The sequence below is a fragment of the Bifidobacterium stellenboschense genome (assembly GCF_000741785.1).
Taxonomy (GTDB): Bacteria; Actinomycetota; Actinomycetes; order Actinomycetales; family Bifidobacteriaceae; genus Bifidobacterium; species Bifidobacterium stellenboschense.
On sequence record NZ_JGZP01000025.1, the window covers coordinates 1 to 20,117 of the forward strand.

General features: G+C 67.3%; 14 protein-coding genes. 6 read left to right on the plus strand and 8 right to left on the minus strand.

Annotated elements, in window-relative coordinates; genetic code table 11:
- The coding region (locus BSTEL_RS10210) for a DNA translocase FtsK 4TM domain-containing protein (RefSeq protein WP_193788498.1) at nt 1-1,082 on the minus strand (1,082 nt) is incomplete at its 3' end.
- Nucleotides 1,083-1,207: 125 nt separating this feature from the next.
- On the opposite strand from BSTEL_RS10210, the gene BSTEL_RS10215 reads away from it, so the two are divergent.
- Nucleotides 1,208-1,999, plus strand: a complete 792-nt coding sequence (locus tag BSTEL_RS10215; protein ID WP_084686271.1) for a Fic/DOC family protein — start codon at nt 1,208-1,210, stop codon at nt 1,997-1,999.
- Nucleotides 2,000-2,089: 90 nt separating this feature from the next.
- On the opposite strand, the gene miaA is transcribed toward BSTEL_RS10215, so the two are convergent.
- Together miaA and miaB are read right to left on the minus strand one after the other, a co-directional pair.
- Nucleotides 2,090-3,130 (minus strand): tRNA (adenosine(37)-N6)-dimethylallyltransferase MiaA, encoded by a 1,041-nt coding sequence (gene miaA, locus BSTEL_RS10220; RefSeq protein WP_084686272.1) that lies wholly within the window; start codon nt 3,128-3,130, stop codon nt 2,090-2,092.
- Nucleotides 3,117-4,565 carry a tRNA (N6-isopentenyl adenosine(37)-C2)-methylthiotransferase MiaB gene (gene miaB / locus BSTEL_RS10225; RefSeq protein WP_156963285.1) on the minus strand — a complete coding sequence of 483 codons (1,449 nt, stop codon included), beginning with the start codon at nt 4,563-4,565 and terminating at the stop codon, nt 3,117-3,119. Before miaB ends, miaA begins: the two co-directional genes overlap by 14 nt.
- Before the next feature lie 180 nt (nt 4,566-4,745).
- Between miaB and BSTEL_RS10230 the strand changes: the two genes are divergently transcribed.
- Nucleotides 4,746-5,504, plus strand: a complete 759-nt coding sequence (locus BSTEL_RS10230; RefSeq protein WP_034530130.1) for a GTP pyrophosphokinase — start codon at nt 4,746-4,748, stop codon at nt 5,502-5,504.
- 35 nt (nt 5,505-5,539) lie between these two features.
- On the opposite strand, the gene BSTEL_RS10235 is transcribed toward BSTEL_RS10230, so the two are convergent.
- The 3 genes from BSTEL_RS10235 to BSTEL_RS10245 form a co-directional block, all read right to left on the minus strand.
- Nucleotides 5,540-6,541, minus strand: coding sequence for a DMT family transporter (locus tag BSTEL_RS10235; RefSeq protein WP_034530131.1), 1,002 nt, complete (start codon nt 6,539-6,541; stop codon nt 5,540-5,542).
- Nucleotides 6,542-6,729: 188 nt separating this feature from the next.
- Nucleotides 6,730-7,644, minus strand: coding sequence for a Bax inhibitor-1/YccA family protein (locus BSTEL_RS10240; RefSeq protein WP_034530133.1), 915 nt, complete (start codon nt 7,642-7,644; stop codon nt 6,730-6,732).
- A 97-nt stretch (nt 7,645-7,741) separates the two neighbouring features.
- Nucleotides 7,742-8,518, minus strand: coding sequence for a DUF5067 domain-containing protein (locus BSTEL_RS10245; protein ID WP_034530134.1), 777 nt, complete (start codon nt 8,516-8,518; stop codon nt 7,742-7,744).
- A gap of 268 nt (nt 8,519-8,786) precedes the next feature.
- Between BSTEL_RS10245 and BSTEL_RS10250 the strand changes: the two genes are divergently transcribed.
- From BSTEL_RS10250 to BSTEL_RS10260, 3 genes are all read left to right on the plus strand, one after another.
- Nucleotides 8,787-10,133 carry a sensor histidine kinase gene (locus BSTEL_RS10250; protein WP_034530157.1) on the plus strand — a complete coding sequence of 449 codons (1,347 nt, stop codon included), beginning with the start codon at nt 8,787-8,789 and terminating at the stop codon, nt 10,131-10,133.
- A 52-nt stretch (nt 10,134-10,185) separates the two neighbouring features.
- Nucleotides 10,186-10,899 carry a response regulator transcription factor gene (locus BSTEL_RS10255; RefSeq protein WP_051923069.1) on the plus strand — a complete coding sequence of 238 codons (714 nt, stop codon included), beginning with the start codon at nt 10,186-10,188 and terminating at the stop codon, nt 10,897-10,899.
- 250 nt (nt 10,900-11,149) lie between these two features.
- A complete protein-coding gene (locus BSTEL_RS10260) occupies nt 11,150-13,255 on the plus strand; it encodes a GmrSD restriction endonuclease domain-containing protein (protein WP_034530136.1) in 2,106 nt (701 codons plus the stop codon).
- 406 nt (nt 13,256-13,661) lie between these two features.
- Here the strand turns inward: BSTEL_RS10260 and acnA are convergent, their stop codons facing one another.
- Together acnA and BSTEL_RS10270 are read right to left on the minus strand one after the other, a co-directional pair.
- Nucleotides 13,662-16,364, minus strand: a complete 2,703-nt coding sequence (gene acnA, locus BSTEL_RS10265; RefSeq protein ID WP_034530137.1) for an aconitate hydratase AcnA — start codon at nt 16,362-16,364, stop codon at nt 13,662-13,664.
- 127 nt (nt 16,365-16,491) lie between these two features.
- Entirely contained in the window at nt 16,492-19,071 is a 2,580-nt protein-coding gene (locus tag BSTEL_RS10270; RefSeq protein WP_034530140.1) for an HAD-IC family P-type ATPase, read from the minus strand.
- Between the two features lie 92 nt (nt 19,072-19,163).
- Here BSTEL_RS10270 and BSTEL_RS10275 point away from each other — a divergent pair, with 92 nt between their 5' ends.
- Nucleotides 19,164-19,991, plus strand: a complete 828-nt coding sequence (locus BSTEL_RS10275; RefSeq protein WP_034530142.1) for an aldo/keto reductase — start codon at nt 19,164-19,166, stop codon at nt 19,989-19,991.
- Nucleotides 19,992-20,117 lie beyond the last annotated feature (126 nt).

The window sequence follows — 20,117 nt, forward strand, 5'->3', positions numbered from 1 at the left end:
GCCGTGCGCGCGCCGGCGCCCATCACGGTGGTCGCCTGGTCGGCGGCGGACGCGATCGGCGCCCACGGGTCGGCGTAGGTCGGCGAGACGGCCGGCAGATCGAGCGAATCGGTGTCGATGACGGTGGTTTCGGTGGCGTCGCCGTGATGCTTCGCGGCGACGCGGAACGGGTCGTCGGCGTCGTACCGGTCGAGCGACGGGTCGTCGGAGGAGCGGCGGCGCGAGAACAGGCGCGACAGCCATCCGAACGCGCCAGAGCCGCCGCGTGACGCGCCGTCATCCGCATCGTCGTCGCCGTCGTGCGTGGGCACGCCGTCGGCGAGCGCGATGCCGCCGTCGCCGACGCGCACCTCGTTCGGGAACTCGTCGTCGCCGCGCTTGCCGTCCGCATCGTCGACGGGCCTGCCCTGAATGCGCGCGACGATGCGGCGGAACAGTCCGGGCAGGTCGGTGACGTGCAGTCCGGAGATGAGCAGCAGCGAGAACAGGCCGACAATCACGAACACGACGATGGCGAACGCGCGCGAAAGCCCCCAGGCGAGCGGCGAGCCGAGCGCGTAGCCGATGAGGCCGCCCGCGTTCTGGATCGCGGTCCAGTCGAATCCGGGCGTGCCGGCGGCGAGCGCCACGTCGATGATCGAGCAGACCGACCACAGGAGCATCACCCATCCGGTCATGACGCGCGGATTGCCGGAGCCTTTGCCGGAGTTGCGCATGAGCCGGAACGCGACGAGGAACAGCAGGACGGGCAGCATGACGCTCATCACGCCGAACACGCCGGCTGCGAGCGCGTGCAGAAGACGGCCGAACGGACCCTGCACGCGGAACCATTCGGACGCGCAGAACAGCACGCCGAACACGAGCAGCGCGAAGCACAGGCCGTCGCGTCGGTACGCGGGGTCGAATTCGCCCACGCCGGAGACGGAGCGTACCGCGGACCCCAAGGCGCGCGGCACGGCGAGCAGCGCGCGCCGCCACAACGGTTCGTCCATGTAGTCCCCCTCGTTCACCGGATCCATGCGACGGGTCCGCCCGTCGTTCGCGCCCGAGCCGGCGCCCCTGCTTCCTCGTGTCTTTGCCATAGCGCACTCCAATGTAGCGAATCGCTCGTACCGTGTCGCGCGCGCCGCGCGAATCATCGTCAATTCCCCATACGACGGTCTCGGGGGACGCCCGGGAACGCGCGTCGTGGTCTATCATGGGGTGCATGACTCCAGCCGAACGTGCGAGCGCAGTCGCATTTGCACTGAAGAACTGCGCGTTGGATTCGATGACGCCGGGCGATGCGACGATGCGCGCCGCGGCCGACTATGAGGCGGACCGGATCGACGTGGGTGCCCTCATCGACGCGGCGGACGGCGAGACGTCGCATGTGGTGGGCGCCTCGCGGCTCGCGGACGGCTCGCTTGACGACCATGCGCGCGACCGCGCGGCGTCCGTGTTCGCCCGCACCGTGCTGCTGGTCGAACGCCCGTGGCGGCCGACCGGCGACCTCGACGAGCTGACCGCCATCCATAAGGGCCTGTTCGAGGGCGTGTTCGACGACGCGGGACGTCTGCGCACGTCGGACACGTCGCGCGGCGTGACGAACGACACGGCGCGCGCCCATAACCCGGAGGCGTTCTTCCCTGCCGGTCTGATCGAGACGGGGGCGCTCAACATCGCCACCGAGCTGGCGGAGCGACGCAACCTGCAGGCGTTGGACCGCGGCGAGTTCACGCACCGTCTCGCCCACGTGTACGACGAGCTCGGCTATCTGCATCCGTTCCGCGGCGGCAACGCGATGACGCTGCGCATGTTCGCCTCGCGTCTCGCGCACGACGCCGGCTGGGACCTCGACTGGGGTCCGGTGACGCGCGAGGCGTACAAGGCGGCGAAGCATGCGGCCTACCGGGGCGACACGTCCGGCTTCGAGCGCATGTTCTCCTCAATCGTGCGCCCGGCGAATCCGACGCGCGTGTTCCTCATCGCCGGGTTCGAGCAGGGCCCCGCGCACTGATCGCGCTGACGGCGGCCTCGGGCCCACTCCACATCGAAAGGCCTCCGGAACGTTCCTGCGGACGTCCCGGAGGCCTGTTCATATCCGGATTCAGGCGATGTCGCCGAGATGGTGCTGGACGTATTCGTCGGCGTGCGCGTCGATCACGTCATAGTCGCCGGCGTCGGCGTGCGCGATGATCGCCATCGCGTTGTCGACGAGCCGCGGGTTCAGCGCCTCAAGCCAGTGGATGCGCGGGTCGCGGCCGAACCATCCCATCTGCTTGCGGGCGAGACGGCGCGTCTTCTGCGCGATGTCCGCCCAGGCGTCCTCCTCCTCGTCCCACATGCCGTCGAGCAAATCGATCATCTGCTGGTAGCCGAGCGCGCGGCCGGCGGTGAAGCCCAGATGCGGGCGCAGGCGGCGCACCTCGTCGAGGAATCCGTCCTCGCGCATCCTCGCGGTGCGGATGCCGATGCGCCGGTCGAGTTCGCGACGGTCCAGGTCGAGGCCGATCTGCACGGACGGAATCACGTAGCGGTAGCGCGGCAGGCTCGCCGAATACGGCCTGCCGGTCAGTTCGATGACCTCGAGCGCGCGGATCGTGCGGCGCGGGTTGCGCGGCTCCATGCGTGCGGCGGCCTGCGGGTCCTTCGCCTTGAGCTCCTCGAACAGCGAGGCCGCGCCCTCCGTCCTCTCGCGTTCCTCGAGCCGCGCGCGGATCGCCGGATCGGTTCCGGGGAAGGAGATGTCGTCGATGGCGGCCCGTGCGTAGAGGCCGGAGCCGCCGACGAGGATCGGGCGCACGCCGCGCGCCTTGAGGTCGGCGATCGTGTCGCGGGCGAGCTTCTGGAAGCGCGCGACGGTCATCGTGTCGTCCGGGTCGATGATGTCGATGAGATGGTGCGGCACGCGCGCCTGCTCCTCTTTCGTCGCCTTCGCGGTGCCGACGTCCATGCCGCGGTACATCTGGTAGGCGTCCGCGTTGACGATTTCGGCCTTCTGCCCCGCCGCGGCGAGACGTTCGGCGATGGCGATGCCGAGGCCGGTCTTGCCGGACGCGGTGGGGCCGACGATCGAGACGACGCGCGGTTCGACGGCCGTCGCTCCGTTCTCGGCGGAGGGTGCCGGGGCTGTTTCAGTGGCGGACATGGTAGGTCTGTCCCTTCCTCGGATCCGGGTCGGCGATGAGGTTGTGGCGGCCCGCATGCGTGACGGTCGCGGTCACGAAGTCGCCGATCCGCGGCGTCGGCTCGCCCTCCGGCACGCCGATGTGGACGAGCACGCCGGTCTTCTCGCGTCCGGTGACGCGATGCGTGTCCGAATCCTTCTTGCCCTGCTGGCCGGTGACCATCACCTCGACGTCGCGTCCCTCGAACGTGGCGAGGTTCTCCTCGGTGATCCGCTCCTGCAACGCGACGAGACGCTCGAACCGCTCCTGGACCACGTCGTGCGGCAGCTGCTCCATGGCGGCTGCCGGCGTTCCCGGACGCGGCGAGTAGATGAACATGAACGCGGACGAGAAGCGCGCCTCGCGCATCACGTCGAGCGTGGCCTGGAAGTCCTCCTCGGTCTCGCCGGGGAAGCCGACGATCACGTCGGTGGAGATCTGCGCGTCGGGCATGGCGGCGCGGATGCGGCCGAGGATGTCGAGGAACCTCGCGGAACGGTAGGATCGGCGCATCGCCTTGAGGATGCGGTCGGAGCCGGACTGGAGCGGGAAATGCAGCTGATGCATCACGTTCGGCGTCTCGGCCATCGCGGCGATCACGTCGTCGGTGAACGCGGCCGGGTGGGGCGAGGTGAAGCGCACGCGCTCCAATCCTTCGATCTCGCCGCAGGCGCGCAGCAGCTTGCTGAACGCGTACCGGTCGCCGATGCCGTAGCCGAACGAGTTCACGTTCTGGCCGAGCAGCGTGATCTCCTTCGCGCCGCCGGCAACGCAGCGGCGGATCTCGTCGAGGATGTCGCCGGGACGGCGGTCGCGCTCCTTGCCGCGCGTGGTGGGCACGATGCAGAACGTGCACGTGTTGTTGCAGCCGACGGAGATCGCCACCCACGAGCTCACGCGGGAGGCGCGTGCGGCGGGCAGGTCGCTCGGCATGTGCTCGAGCGCGTCGGTCACCTCGACCTGCGGCTTGCCGGTGGCGCGGTTCTGGTCGAGCAGGCGCGGCAGCGAGTCGAGGTTCTTCGTGCCGAACACGGCGGACACCCACGGCGCCTTGTCGGCGATCTTCCTCCTGTCGATCTGCGCCATGCAGCCGCCGACCGCGATCTGCAGGTTCGGACGGTGGAGTTTGACGCGGTTGTACCGGCCGACCGTGCCGTACATCTTCTCGGTGGCGTTCTCGCGCACCGCGCACGTGTTGAGCACGATCAGGTCGAGGTCGCGCGAGGCGACCTGCTCCTCGGTGGCGGGCACGTAGCCGTCCGCCTCGAGCACGCCGGCGATGCGCTCCGAATCATGCACGTTCATCTGGCAGCCGAGCGTGTCTATATGGAACACGCCCTTGCCGCGACGGCCGGCGATGGCGGCCGCGTCGGCGGTCTCGACGTCGTATGAGGCGCGCTCCGCCTCGGTCATCATGTCTTCATTCACAGCGTTCCATTCTATGGGACGGCCGGGTCACGGCATGTCCCGCACGTGGTATGCGGGCGCGGACGGGCGATGCCTGCCATGGCGCCCCGGCATCGGCGGGTATGTGGCATCGGCGGGCCCCGGCATCGGCGGCACGTGGGGAGATTTTCAGCAGACGTCCGGATTCGCATGGTCCCCGCGGCTATAATCGTTGCCGTGATACTTGACCGACATTCCCGATTGAGCAGCGCCGACCTCAAGGCCCGGTTGAAGGGCCTGAACCTGTCGGACAGCATCTTCACCGCAGACCAGATCACCGAGTTCGTGGACCTCATGCAGGTGTACGAGGGCGCGATGTACGAGATCTCGACGAAGCTCGAGATCCTCGACAACGAGTTCCAGGTGCGGTTCGCGCACGATCCTATCCACCACATGGAGCGGCGTCTCAAATCGGTGAACTCGATCATCGGCAAGCTGGAGCGCAAGGGGCTGCCGATTGCCGTCGAATCCATTAAGGACAACCTGTTCGACGTGGCCGGCATCCGCGTGATCTGCAACTACCGGGACGACGTGTATTCGGTGTCGAACTACCTGTCCGCCCAGTCGGACATCCAGGTGCTGCGCGTCAAGGACTACATCAAGCGGCCGAAGCAGAACGGCTACCGTTCCCTGCACGTGATCTACGCGGTGCCCGTGTTCCTCTCCTCCGGCGCGCACTACACGCCGGTCGAGGTGCAGTTCCGCACGATCGCCATGGACTATTGGGCGAGTCTCGAGCACGCGCTGCGCTACAAGACCGACCTGCCGGACGCGCGTCTCAGCGAACATTCGCAGACGCTGCTCGACTGTGCGCGGAGCCTGCAGAACATCGAGGTGCAGATGCAGAACATCCACCGCGACATCAACGGCGCGCCGGTGGTCGAGCAGACGCCGAAGACCACGGACTGAAGGCGGCAGGCACGGCTGAAGGTGGGAGGCACGGACTAGCCGCGCCGCATCCACCGCGGCAGTCGCGCGGGAGCCTGGGCGAGCATCGTGCCGAGGAAGATGAGTGCGCAGCCGAGGTAGCCGCGCGGGGTCATCACCTCGCCGAGGAAGATCGCCCCGCCCACGGCGGAGAAGAACGATTCGAGGCTCATGAGCAGGCTGGCGCGCGTGGGCGGCACCCACTGCTGGCCGATGACCTGCAGCGTGTAGGCGATGCCGACCGACCCGATGCCGGCGTAGACGATCGGCTCCCATGCGGTCGCAGCGCCCGTCCAGTCGATGGAGCCTTCCGCGGCGGACCCGATCCAGCTGAGCGCGGCGGTGGTGCAGAACTGGATGAATGACAGTTCGATCGCGTCGACCTTGGCACCGAGTTCGTCGATGACGAGGATGTGCGCGGCGAACAGGAGCGCGGTGAACAGGAGCAGCAGGTCGGCGAGGCCGATCGATCCGAAGCCGTCGGTGATGCACAGGCAGTAGAATCCGGCGACCGCGAGTATGACGGCCACGCCGACGAGGACGCCGATGCGGCGGCGGAGGAACACGAAGGCGAGCAACGGGACCATCACGATGTACAGGGCGGTGAGGAATCCGGCGCGGCCGGCGGATTTGCCGTAGAGGATGCCGTACTGCTGGAGGGTGCTCGCGGTGAACAGCACGACGCCGCAGATGGCGCCGACGACGAGCGGGTTGGCGAGCGCGCGGCGGAATGGCGCCTTCCTTGTCCGGGCCGACGGGGAACCCGGTTCGGCCCCGATGCCGGCGCTTGCAGTGATGGCGTCCTTGGCATCGGCGTCGTCGGTGTCGGTCGTCACGACGGGCTTCTCGTCGGTCTTGCCGTCGCGTGCATGCCGCACGAGCAGGATGGGGACGAGGGAGGCCGCGCCGAGCGTGAAGCGCGTGGCGTTGAAGAACAGCGGGGTGACCGCGTCCATGCCCTGCACCTGCGCGACGAACGCGAGCCCCCAGATGAGCGCGCATACGGTCAGGCACAGCATGCCGATGATGTCCTGTCGTCCCTGTGTACCCGTTCTTCCCATAGGGATTCAACCTACCGTGCGCGTGTGCGGATACGGGAAGGCCCGACCACCATGTGGTCGGGCCTTCCTATGTGATGCACGATTCCGGGATTCCCGACCGGCGCACGGCCGTCAGACCGAACCGGGCGGGAATCCCCATGTCCCCGTCAGTCCCTGCTGCCGAACAGCTGGAGGATGTAGAGGAACATGTTCACGAAGTCGAGGTACAGGTTGAGGGCGCACAGGATGGAGATCTTCCTGATCATCTCCGGCCCCTGCGCCTCGTACGCCTTGAACAGGGCCCTCGTGGACTGGGCGTCGTACATGGTCATGCCGGCGAAGATGATGAGTCCGATGGCGCACACGATGCGCGTCATGCCGCTCACGCCGGGGATGAATGCGAGCACAAGCTGGGTGATGATGAGCACGACGAGCGCCACCATGAGGATCGGCCCGAACTTGAGCATGTCGAACTTCGTGGTGAGGCTGAACATGGTCAGGGCGAGGAAGAACGCGGCGGTGACGCCGAGCGCGATGCCGATCTGGCCGAGGTCGTACACCCAGAAGATGGAGCTCAGGGTGAAGCCCATGAGCGCGGCGTACACGTAGAACATGGCGCGCGCGGCTCCGACGCTCATCTTGGTGATGCGCATGCCGAGCACGATGGCCATGCCGACCTGTACGACGCACAGGCCGATCAGGCCGATGTACCCGGTGGTGGCGAGGAAGGTGTAGTAGGCGCCGGTGATCTGCGCGAGCACGGCGACCAGGGCGGTCACGACGAGGCCGATGGTCATCTCGCCGTATGCCTTGGTGACGGAGACGCGTTCGGCCTGCTCATAGGAGTAGGCGACCTGGCCGTTGACGGTGGCCGCGGCACCGCCCTGGCCCGCGTACGCGTACTGGGGCTGGCCGTACTGCGGCTGCCCGTACTGGGGCGGCATCTGCTGGGTGTACTGGTTGTATCCGGCGTTCTGCTGGCCCGCGTACTGGTACTGCGGCGCGCCGTAGCCGGTGTTCAACGTGTTGTTGCCCTGCGGCTCGTAGTTGGGATTGGGCTGGGGCTGCTGACCGAATGTCATGATCGCTCCTTCTCGTTATCGACGGTTCCCATCCTACGCGGCCAACTTGGCGTTGTCTGGGAATTTCAGCCCTCAGCCCGATTCCCTCCCATCCGCGTCACTGCAGATCGAACGTATGAACCACCTTCGTGGCGTCATCCATCGACATCAGCGCGGTGACATCCACCGTGACCGGGGACTGGTCCTGCAACACGTATCCGAGGGTCACGGTGGCGGTGGCTCCAGGCTGCACCTCGGCCAGATAGGAGTTCGCGTCGTATCCCTCGGGGGATTGCGTGTACATGGCGATGTCCAGGGACTTGCCGTTCTGGAACACCTGGGGATGGGCCAACGATGAGAAGGAGTTGTTCTTCGTCGTTTTGTTCGTCCACTCATAGGTCACCAGTACGGTGGCCGCTCCGTTGTAGTCGGCGCCGCTGGCGGCCGCCGAGACGATTTTGACGTGGGCGCCTTCGATGTCGCCTTCGGTGTCCTGCTCCCCCGAGGTCTTGTTCTTGGAGGAGTCTCCGTTACCCGAGCCGGAAGCGGATTGCGACGTGTCCACGCCCTTGGACTCCTTGACGGAGTCGTCCAGCGCCTTGCTCGCGGCGGATTGGACGGCAAGCGTGATGACGATGGACAGCACGCACAATACCGCGGCCACCACCGACAACGCCTTGCCCGACCTCTTTCCCCGGAACGTGCCGACAAGGGCGATGATGGCAAGAACCGCACCGATGAACCCGAAAATCGCGGCGATGTTGTTGATGATGGGAATGAAGCTCAGCACCAGTCCCAATGCGCCGAACACGATCGCGATGATTCCGCAGATGGTGATGTGCGGACGTCCCTGTTCCCGATCCCGGCCTTCGGCCGCCGTGGTGTTTCTTTCCATGATTCCTTCTTTCTCGATAAGCGGACCATGCCGTCCGCGGGATCATGCTTCGACGCTACAGGTCCATCGCCTCGGCCGTCAGTGTACGAACGGACCTTTCCGTGTGCCCCATCGGGCGGATGGGGCACATCCGACACGACCGCATGTCCAATGGCGCGGATCCGGGACTCGGCCATACAGTGGTTGCATGACATACGCACATCCGCGGCCGGCGGCCGCACCGGCCGACGAGGTTCCGGTACGCACGAAACGGGCATGCACGTTCGCCATGGTCCCGTTCGCCGCGACGATGTGCCTGGTCCAATGCGCGTATGCCGCCACGCCGTATACGAAGGACCCGCATGGCGGCGTCTACCTGTGGATGATGCTCGCCACGCTGCTCGCCTTCGCGTTTCCGCTGCTGCTGACCGCCCGCGACAAGCATCCGGAGGCGGTGTTCTGGAGCTGTTGCGCCGCGGTGACGGTGTTCCCGTACGATCCACTGCTCATGCTCATGGCGTTGACCGCGCTGATCGCCCGCCGTTCGGACCGGGCGCGCACAATCCGCGCGGTCGCCGCGGGCGCGGCGGTGGCCGTATGGGCGCATCTGCGCGACGCGCTGCACCCGGCCGAAGCCTCGTTCTGGCATGAGGTCTTCGCGGAACCGGGCACGGGCACGGACGGCGTCCCCATCGTGATGATGACCGGGGAGGCGCCGATCATCGTCACCGCCATCATCGTCGGCCTCGTGGGCACGCTCATCGCCACCTTGTCCGGCCTGCACATCCGTTCGCGGGCGAAGCTGTCGACCGCGCAGGCGCAGGCGGACGCCGCCGTATCCCACGCGCGGACGCTCCGTTCCGATCTCGCGGACCAGCGTCTCGCCGACGCGATCGCCGCCGAGGCACACGACACGCTCGCCCACTCGCTGTCCTTGCTCGCGTTGAACGCGAGCGCCCTGCAGGCCGAGGCATCGCATCTGCCGCCGTCTGAACAGGCGACGGCGATCGCGCGCAAGGCGGAGGACATCCGCCGGCAGGCGGCCGGCGCGTTGGACGAGGCCCACCAGATCATCGACATGCTGCGCCACCCGCAGACGGCATGGGAGCAGCTGGTCCCTTCCGACGAGACCGCGTTGACCCGCGAATCGTTGGACGGTCTTCTCGTCGACGCCCGGAACGCGGGCATGTCGCTCAACACGTGGATCGACATCCGGCAGCTCGGCGATCTGGATGATTCGACGGCGAAGACCGCCTACCGCGCCGTGCAGGAGGGATTGACGAACGCACGGCGGCATGCGCCGGGGGCGCCGGTCTCGTTGGAGGTGACGGCCAATCCGGAGAACGGGGTGCATGTCCACGTGACCAATCCAATCGTTTCGACGCAGGATGCCGCGGGAACCTCCCCGACCGCCATGGCGACGCCTTCGCCCGTGGCTGGTCTCATCGCCGCCATGGGAGAGGCCGGCGCCGTCGAATCGTCCCCGCGGCAACCCGGCGCGGGACTGCCAGGTCTCGTCGCGCGGGCGCAGGAGTCGGGAGGCGACTGCCGTTACGGCGTGGACGACCGCCGCATCTTCCACGTGGACGTGACGTTGCCGTGGGTCTGGCGCACGCCGAACGAACGCCGTCCATAAGGTCCGGCGCACCCCGCGCCAATCCGCTCCTGCCCCGTGGTCCTGCCATAGTATGGGCATTGTGAGTGAAGAACAGCAACGCAAGCGCGCCGATGAGGAATCTCCGGCGCGGGTGATCGTCGTGGACGATGATCCGATGATCTGTCAGGCGATGTCGCTGATTCTCACCGATTATTCGGACGGCCGCATCATCGTGGCCTCGACGGCGACGGGAGGCGCCGAGGCGGTGAAGCTCGCGAACGACATGCATCCGGACGTGGTGCTCATGGACATCGCCATGCCCGGCATGGACGGCATCGAGACCACACGCCGGCTGCGCGCGCTCCCCCATCCTCCGCACGTGCTGATGCTCACCTCGTTGAGCCCGTCGAATACGGTCGAACGTGCGGTGGAGGCCGGGGCGGAGGGGTTCGTGTCGAAGACGGACGCGCCCGGCGACATCATCCGACGTGTGCTCGGCGTCTGCGACGACGCGCCGCAGTTCAACACGGCGAGCCAACGCCAGCTCATCACCGGCCTGCACGCGCAACGACCGACATCCCGACGCGACGAGGCGCGCGCCCTGCTCGACGCGTTGCCCGAACGGGAGCGCGAGGCGGTGATCCTCGCCGCCGAGGGATTCACGAACGCGCAGATCGCCGCACGCATGTTCATTTCGGAGCGCACCGCGAAGGCGCACCTGTCGAACGCGGCGGACAAGCTCTCGATGGGTCGCGTGCAGATGGCCCGGCTCGTGGAACGCGCCGACCTGCCGGCACGGCCGTAGCCCACCCATCCACCCACCCCGCATCCCCCCCTCCGGTCCGGTGCGGCCGCACCTCACCGGATCGGAGGGACGAAACCCGCGCTCGGCCGTACACGGGCGAATCATGTGAGATACGTCGCAACACGTCGGGCGCGCGATGCCCGCGGAGCAGGCCGCGCGCTGCTAGGCTGTTACGTGACAAAACGAAAGAGGGTCGTCATGCCCCGCAGCGGTCCGCGGGCTCGGCCGAAGACGCCGGAAGGAACATGAGATGGGTATCAACGCCAAGGAACTGCCGCTGGGTGATGTGTTCACGCCGGACTACATCCTGTCGATTCCCTCGTTCCAACGCGCCTACATCTGGAGGCCGGAGAACATCCTTCAATTGGTGAACGACCTGTTGGAGGCGTGCAAGACGCCGGAGACCCCCTACTTCCTCGGCTCGCTCATCCTGGTGCGCGAGGGCGGTCCCCGCTACGAGGTGATCGACGGCCAGCAGCGCCTCGTCTCCCTGTCGATCATCATCGCCGCGTTGCGCGATCTGGAACGCGACCCCGAATGGATGACGCTGCTCGACCATCTCATCGTCGATCCGGGCGACAAGCTGCGCGGCATCGCCAACGAGCCGCGGCTCACGCTGCGCGAGCGGGACGCCGCGTTCTTCCGCGAATACGTGCAGGAAGGCAATCTGGAGGCGTTGTTCGATCTGACCGACGAGGATTGGACGACCGCCGCGCAGCGCAACATCACGCGCAACACGAAACGCGTCTACGACGAACTGTCCGCGCTGGGCGAGGAGGAGCGCCGCGCGTTCGCCTCGTACATGGTCAAGATGGTCACGCTGGTGATCGTCACCACCGACGATCTGGACGGCGCGCACCGCATCTTCGACGTGATGAACATGCGGGGGCTCCCGCTCACCGCATCCGACGTGTTCAAGGCGCGCGCCACCTCCGCGCTGAAACCAGCGGAAATGGATATGTACGCCGCACGCTGGGACGACATCATGGATCCGCTCGGCGACGACCCGCAGTCCACCGAGGAGTTCTTCGCGACGCTGCACATGATCCTCACGCACAAACACTCCACCGACAAGCTCATCGAGGAGTTCCTCGCCGACGTGCTGCAGCCGCGCATCGACGCGGGCGACGTGCCCGCGTTCATCGAAACGGTGCTCGCACCGTACGCGGCCGCATGGCAGGTCATCGCCCACGCGACGGACACCGTGCTTCCCGACGAAGTGAAATTCCGTCTCGAAGCGCTGAACGACTACCGCAACCACGAGTGGAAGGCCGTCGCCATGTGGGTGCTCGTCCACTCGTACCGCAATCTCGGCTCCCCCGACGTGTCGCCGTTCGCGTCGCGCGCCGGCCGCGCCGCACGCGCGAACGCGACGGCGAAGACGCTCGGCGGCCACGACATGCAGCGTCTCAACGAAGTGCTCGCCGCGTTGGAGCGCGTCACCGGCATCGACACGTTGAACCGGGTGAGCGCGTTCACCCGCCGCGGGCATATGACGGCCGCGATCCGCGACCTCGACAAGGGGTATCCAACGAATCTGGTACGCGGTCTGGCCGTCAAGGCCGACGACCGCACCGGCGCGCTGGTACGCCTGCACGGCGAGATGCAGGGCGACGACGAGCTGATCCGACTGCTGCTCATCCGCGCGAACGAGCAGGCCGCGGGCGCGCATCTCGCCCGTCCGCGCCGACTGAGCGCGCTGGCCATCATGCCGTTGGACATCGACCACACCGCGTCGTTCGCGAACTGGACGCAGGACGACCACGACCATTGGATGTACCGTCTCGGCAACATGGCGCTCGCGCAGGGCGCGCCCGACCAGCTCGACAGAATCACGGAATACGAGAAGCGCCGCGACCGCATTCTCGTGCGCGTCGACTCGCGCCGCTTCCCACTGACCGACGGGCTGAAGGACTTCAACGAGTGCACGCCGGCTATGCTCAAGCACCGTCAGGAGGAGACAATCCGGCTCATCGCCGACTACTGGCAGATCCGCTACGACGAGAACCACACGGATCTGACCGGGAAAGGCAACGAGGCGCTCGCCGAGGCCGCCGCCAAACCGACGCACGGGTCACGGCGCGTCACGATCCGTCAGGTCGTCAAGGCGGGTCTGCTCATCCCCGGCGAGAAGCTCGTCTGGGAGCGTCCACGCAAGGGCGAACGCTGGTATGCGACCGTGACCGAGACCGGCAAATTCCGTCTCGACGACGGCTCCGAGCACGCCTCCCCCACGGCGGCGGCGAAGGCGGCTGCCGGCGGCAAGGCGAGCGGCGGCCTGGACGTGTGGAAACGCACGTCGGACGGCGTGAAGCTCTCGGAGATCTGGAAGAAGTACCGCCAGCAGGTCGGCTGACGCGCGACCGCCGAGAACGACCTAGGGTGGTACGTATCCAGGACCACCCCCACCCGCTTCGCGGGAGCCCCCGCCGGCGGGGGCGAAAACTCGCGCATTTCCGACCTCCCGCCAGCAGCGTCGCCATACTCACCTCCCGCCGGCGGGGGCATCGATCTCACCCGCGTACGAATGTTCTCCCCTCCCACAGGAGGGTCCGGCGTACTCGCCTCCTATCAGCGGAGGCAAAACGACGGTCTCGCCCGTGGATTGCCGTTCACTGGCCTCCCGCTGGCGGGAGGTGGCGCGCGCAGCGCGTCGGAGGGTGGTCCAATCGGATAAGGGCGTAGGCACAGAAAGGAGGGGGTGGAACGGATCGTTCCACCCCCTCCTTTGTCCCGCGTCTTGCGACCGGCCGACACGCCCCTTACTTGCGCATGAGGTTCCTCAGCACGTACTGGAGGATGCCGCCGTTGCGGTAGTAGTCGGCCTCGCCGGGCGTGTCGATGCGCACGACCGCGTCGAATCCGACCGTCGAGCCGTCGGCCTTCGTGGCGGTCACGTGCACGGTCTTCGGCGTGACGCCGGAGTTGAGCTCATCGACGCCGGCGATGTCGTAGGTCTCGGTGCCGTCGAGGCCGAGCGACGCGTAGGACTCGCCTTCGGGGAACTGGAGCGGCAGCACGCCCATGCCGATGAGGTTCGAACGGTGGATGCGTTCGAAGCTTTCGGTAATGACGGCCTTCACGCCGAGCATCAGCGTGCCCTTCGCCGCCCAGTCGCGCGAGGAACCGGTGCCGTACTCCTTGCCGGCGAGCACGACGAGCGGCGTGCCCTCGGCCTTGTAGTTGAGGGACGCGTCGAAGATCGTGGACGGCTTGCCGGTGGTGAAGTCGTAGGTGTAGCCGCCGGGCGTGACCTCGTTGCCTGTGGAGGCGAGCAGAAGGTTGCGCAGGCGGATGTTGCCGAACGTGCCGCGTACCATGATCTCGTGGTTGCCGCGGCGCGAACCGTAGGAGTTGAAGTTCTTCGGCTCCACGCCGCGCTCGGTCAGGTACTTGCCGGCGGGGCTGGACGCCTTGAACGCGCCGGCCGGGGAGATGTGGTCGGTGGTGACGGAGTCGCCGAGCAGGGCGAGCACGCGCGCGCCGTGGATGTCGGACACGGGGGCGGGCTCGGCGCTCATGCCGTCGAAGAACGTCTGGCGGCGCACGTACGTGGACTTCGGGTCCCATTGGAACAGTTCGCCCTCGGGCACGTCGAGGCCCTTCCAGCGATGGTCGCCCTCGAACACGGAGGCGTAGTCCTTGAGGAACATCTCGCGGCTGACCGTGCCATTGACCACGGCGGCGACCTCCTCGTTGGTCGGCCAGATGTCCTTCAGGTACACGTCGTTGCCGTCCGCGTCCTGGCCGAGCGGCTGCGACTCGAAGTCGAAGTCCATCGTGCCGGCGAGCGCGTAGGCGATGACGAGCGGCGGCGAGGCGAGGTAGTTCATCTTGACGTCCGGGCTGATGCGGCCTTCGAAGTTGCGGTTGCCGGACAGCACGGCGGTGACGGTCATGTCGTTCGCGTTGATGGCCTCGCTGATCTCGGGCAGCAGCGGGCCGGAGTTGCCGATGCAGGTGGCGCAGCCGAAGCCGACGAGCTCGTAGCCGAGCGCGTCGAGGTCGTCCTGGAGGCCCGCGGCCTTCAGATAGTCGGCGACGACCTGCGAGCCGGGCGCGAGCGAGGTCTTCACCCACGGCTTCGGCTTCAGACCCTTGAGGTGCGCGTTGCGGGCGATGAGGCCGGCGGCGACCATGACGGACGGGTTGGAGGTGTTCGTGCAGCTGGTGATCGAGGCGATGGCCACGTCGCCGTTGTTCAGCTCGAAATCGCCGCGGAAGTCGGTGGAGACGGGCACCGGCTCCTTGACGGTCTTCTCGGTCTCGTAGGCGGGCAGCGTCCTCTCGAACGTCTCCTTCGCCTCGGACAGGACGATGCGGTCCTGCGGGCGCTTCGGGCCGGCGATGGACGGCACGACGGTCCCGAGGTCGAGCTCCATGTATTCGGAGTACTTCGGCTCGACGTAGTCGGGGTCCTTGGCGTCGCCCCACAGCTTGTTGGCCTTCGCGTAGGCCTCGACGAGCGCGACCTGCTCGTCGGAGCGGCCGGTCAGGCGCAGGTAGTCGAGCGTGACGTCGTCGATGGGGAAGATGCCGCAGGTGGAGCCGAATTCGGGGCTCATGTTGCCGATGGTGGCGCGGTTGGCGAGCGGCACGGAGGCGATGCCCTCGCCATAGAATTCGACGAACTTGCCGACGACGCCGTGCTTGCGCAGCATGTCGGTGATGGTGAGCACCACGTCGGTGGCGGTCACGCCCTCGGGGATGGAGCCGGTGAGCTTGAAGCCGACGACGCGCGGCACGAGCATGGAGATCGGCTGGCCGAGCATGGCGGCCTCGGCCTCGATGCCGCCGACGCCCCAGCCGAGCACGCCGAGGCCGTTTTCTGTGGTGGTGTGCGAATCGGTGCCGACGCACGAGTCGAGGTAGGCGAGCTCGCGGCCGCGCTCCCCCGCCTTCGTCATGACGACCTTGGCGAGGTATTCGATGTTGACCTGGTGGATGATGCCGGTTCCCGGCGGCACGACGCGGAAGTTACGGAACGCCTGCTGGCCCCAGCGCAGGAACTGGTAGCGTTCGCCGTTACGCTGGTATTCGATGTCCATGTTGAGTTCGACGGCGTTGGGCAGCGCGTACTTGTCGATCTGCACGGAGTGGTCGATGACCATGTCGGACTGGACCTGCGGGTTGATGACCTCCGGGTCGCCGCCGAGGTTCTTCACGGCGTCGCGCATGGTGGCGAGGTCGACGATGCAGGGCACGCCGGTGAAGTCCTGCATGACGACGCGGGATGGGGTGAACTGGATCTCGTGGCTGGGTTCGGCGTCCGGGTCCCAGTCGAGGAGCGCCTTGACGTGGTCGTCGGTGATGTTGGCGCCGTCGATGTTGCGCACCAGGTTCTCCACGAGCACCTTCAGCGAGTAGGGCAGGTGGTCGACGCCGTCGAGGTCGGCGATCTTGTAGTAGTCGAAATCCTTGCCGGCGGCGTGGAGCGTCGCCAGCTGGTCGTCACGTAGGGACATGCTTCCTCCGAATCATTGGAACCGGCTGTTGCCGCCGATTATCCACTCGAAATGGTACGGGAACGTAACTTTCCCTCTGGCGTGTCGGCTTGAAACGTGAGACAATACGCCACCCACGCCGCACTGTCTACCGGCGGCGGTCGAGCAGCCTGCCGATCGCCGTGCGTGACGCCCACGGCACGGCGGCGAGGCAGACGGCGAACACGGCGGTCGCGCCGGCGAGCGCGATCAGCGTGGGCGCGACGAGGTCGCCGGTGGGGACGACGAGCGCGAAGAAGCGTGCGACGAACGGGATGAACATGCCGATGACGCCGGCCGCGGCGAACACGGCGACGAGCGCGCCGCGCCAGCCGTTCAACGGGCACGCGACGCGGGCGAGCACGAACACGCCCATGACGAACAGGACGATCGCCTCGGTGGCGCGCAACGCGGCCAGGTCCGCCGCCGAGCCGGACACGTCCCAGCCCATGATGCGCGGCAGCGTCCATGCGGTGATGAGGACGGACAGGGCGGTGGCGATGCCGCCGGGCAGCGCGAATCCGACGACGCGCTTGAGGAAGCCGGGGATGTAGCGGCGCGTGTTCGGCGCGAGCGCGAGGATGAAGGCCGGCATGCCGATGGTGAGCGCGCCGATGTAGGTGATGTGGCGCGGCAGGTACGGGTATGGGATCTGCGTGAGCACCACACCCAGCGAGATGAGCGCCGAGTACACGGTCTTGACGAGGAACAGGCCGGCGACGCGTTCCATGTTGGCCATGACCTGCCGTCCGCGGGCGACCACGTCGGGCAGGTGGGAGAACTTCGAGTCGACGAGCACGACCTGGGCGACGGCCTTGGTGGCAGGCGTGGCGTTGCCCATCGCGATGCCGAGGTCCGCCTCCTTCAGGGCGAGCGCGTCGTTGACGCCGTCGCCGGTCATCGCGACCGTGTAGCCGCGCGCATGCAGCGCGTCGACGATGAGCTTCTTCTGGTCGGGCAGGACGCGGCCGACCACGTCCACGTTTTCGAGGACGCGACCGAGTTCGGCCGGATCGTCGGGCAGCAGACGCGCGTCCATGATGCGTGGATCCCGGTCGCCGGCGAGCCGCACCTTACGCGCTATCGCGCCGACGGTGACGGGATTGTCGCCGGAGATGACGCGGCATCGCACGCCCTGTTCGCGGAACCAGGCGAGCGTCGCCTCCGCGTCGGCGCGCACCCGCTCCGAGCACACCACCAGCGCCATCGGCACCGCGCGCCGGTCGAGCGCGATTGCATCTTGGCTCCCTCTGACGAGGGAGTTGTCGGCGCCAGCCGACTGAGGGAGAGATCCCGGCAAGTCCCCGGACGCCGCGCCTTGGCCGTCGGCACGCGCCCGCGCGACGAGCAGCACGCGGCTGCCCTCCTTCGCGATCGTCTCGACCCGTTCCAGCAGCGCCGCGTGGTCGCCGTCCAACGCCGCCAACAGCACCTCCGGCGCCCCCAGATACCATGTCGCACCGCCCGCGACCGTCACCGCGCTCCACTTGCGCGACGACGAGAACGGCACACGTGCGACGACCTCGCCCGGCGCGTACCCACGCGCCCCAAGCCCGTCGAGCACGGCGCGGCCGGTCGCGTTCGGCTGCTCCTCGTTCGCGAGATCGTAGAGCGCCTGCGTCGTCTCCCGCTCCCCGGACGTCGCATCGCCGCCATCACCGCCATCGTCGCCGCCATCGCCGCCCCGCAGCATGACCACCCGGTCGAGCGCGATGCCGCCGTCGGTGATCGTGCCGGTCTTGTCGAGGTTCAGACAGTCGACGCGCGCCAACGTCTCCACGGATTCGAGTTCCTGCACCAAGGTCTCGTGCCGTGCGAGACGCATCGCGGCGACGGCGAAGTTGAGCGAGGTGAGCAGCACGAGTCCTTCGGGGATCATGCCGACGACGCCGGCGACGGCGGAGACGACCGCCTGCCGCCACTGTCCGGTGGCGAGCGCGACCGACCATCCGCCGACCGTGTGGATCTGGGAGATGATGAGCAGCACGCACAGCGGCACGACGAGGAACGTCATGAACTTGAGGATCGTATTGATGCCCTTATTGAGATCGGAGACGGTCTTCTTGTACACCTTGGCCTTCGCGGTGAGCGTGGCCGCGTACGACCGCGCGCCGACCGCGGTGACGCGTGCGAGCGCCATCCCGGAGACGGCGGTGGAACCGGAGTAGGCGGCGTCGCCCTCATGCTTGCGGACGGTGCGCGATTCGCCGGTGAGCATCGACTCGTCGAGCTCCAACCCCCAGTCGCGGACGATCTCCGCGTCGGCGGGCACCTGTTCGCCGGAGCGCACCCAGAGCAGATCGTCCATGACGATGCCGTCATGCGGCACGGTCACGTCGCGTCCGTCGCGGCGCACGAGATAGTCGGAGGCGACGAGGATGGAGAGCCTGTCGAGCGTGCGTTTCGCGCGCAGCTCGGTGACGATGCCGATGCCCGTGTTGATGATGATGACGAAGCCGAAGACCGCGTCCTTCCACGAGCCGGTGGCGAGCACGAGGATCATCGCCGCGAGGATGATCCCGTTGAACAGGGTGAACACGTTGGCGCGCACGATGTCCTTCACCGAACGCGACGTGGAGTCCTTCACCCTGTTGACCGCCCCGGACGCGACGCGCGCCCGCACCTCGGCTGCCGTCAGACCGGTCTCGTCCACGTCGTCACCCACGCCAATCGCTGAATTCGCACTCATGCCCACTACCCTACCGTGCGTCGCCCCGTAGAATGGTTGCGTCAGCATCATTGCGGCACCATTGCGGCATCATTGCGCGAGAAGGGAGCGTCATGGCTATCCAGTCGACGATCACATTGAACAACGGCACGGTCATCCCGCAGGTGGGATTGGGCGTGTTCCAGACGCCGGACGGCGACACGACGGTGAAAGCGGTCACCGCGGCGCTCGAAGCCGGCTACCGCCATATCGACACGGCGAGGATCTACGGCAACGAGGAGTCCGTGGGCGAGGGCATCCGCCGCTCCGGCGTGCCGCGCGGGGACATCTTCCTCACGACGAAGCTGTGGAACGACGACATCCGCGCGCACCGCGCGAAGGACGCGTTCGTCGAGAGCCTCGACCGTCTCGGCGTCGACTACGTCGACCTGTACCTCATCCACTGGCCGGCGGACGGCTGGCGGCAGGCGTGGAGCGACATGCAGGAGATCTACGCCGCCGGACGCGCGAAGGCGATCGGCGTGAGCAACTTCCAGCGCCATCATCTCGAGGAGCTGCTGAAGGACAGCGACGTGACGCCCGCTGCCGACCAGATCGAATCGTCGCCGCAGTTCGCGAACCAGGAGCTCGTCGATTTCGCGCACGGCCTCGGCATCGCCGTCGAGGCGTGGAGCCCGCTCGGCGGCACCGGCGGCACGCTGCTCGCCGACCCGCGTCTGGCTGAGATCGGCGCGAAGTACGGCAAGTCGCCGGCGCAGGTCGTCATCCGCTGGCACATCCAGCGCGGCGTGGTCGTCCTGCCGAAGTCCACGCACGCCGAACGCATCCGCCAGAACTTCGACGTATTCGACTTCAACCTGGCCGCCGCCGACATGGCCGCCGTCAGCGCGCTGGAGACCGGCCGCCGCAACGGCGCCGACCCGGACGATTTCGATTTCTGATGATGGGCCAAGTGGCCGTTAAGTGCCATTAAGTAAGGGGCATCGGAATCGTCTTGCTTCCACGGGACGATGGAAGCAAGACGATTCCAGAAAGCAGACGACATGTCCATTCCCACACATGTGACA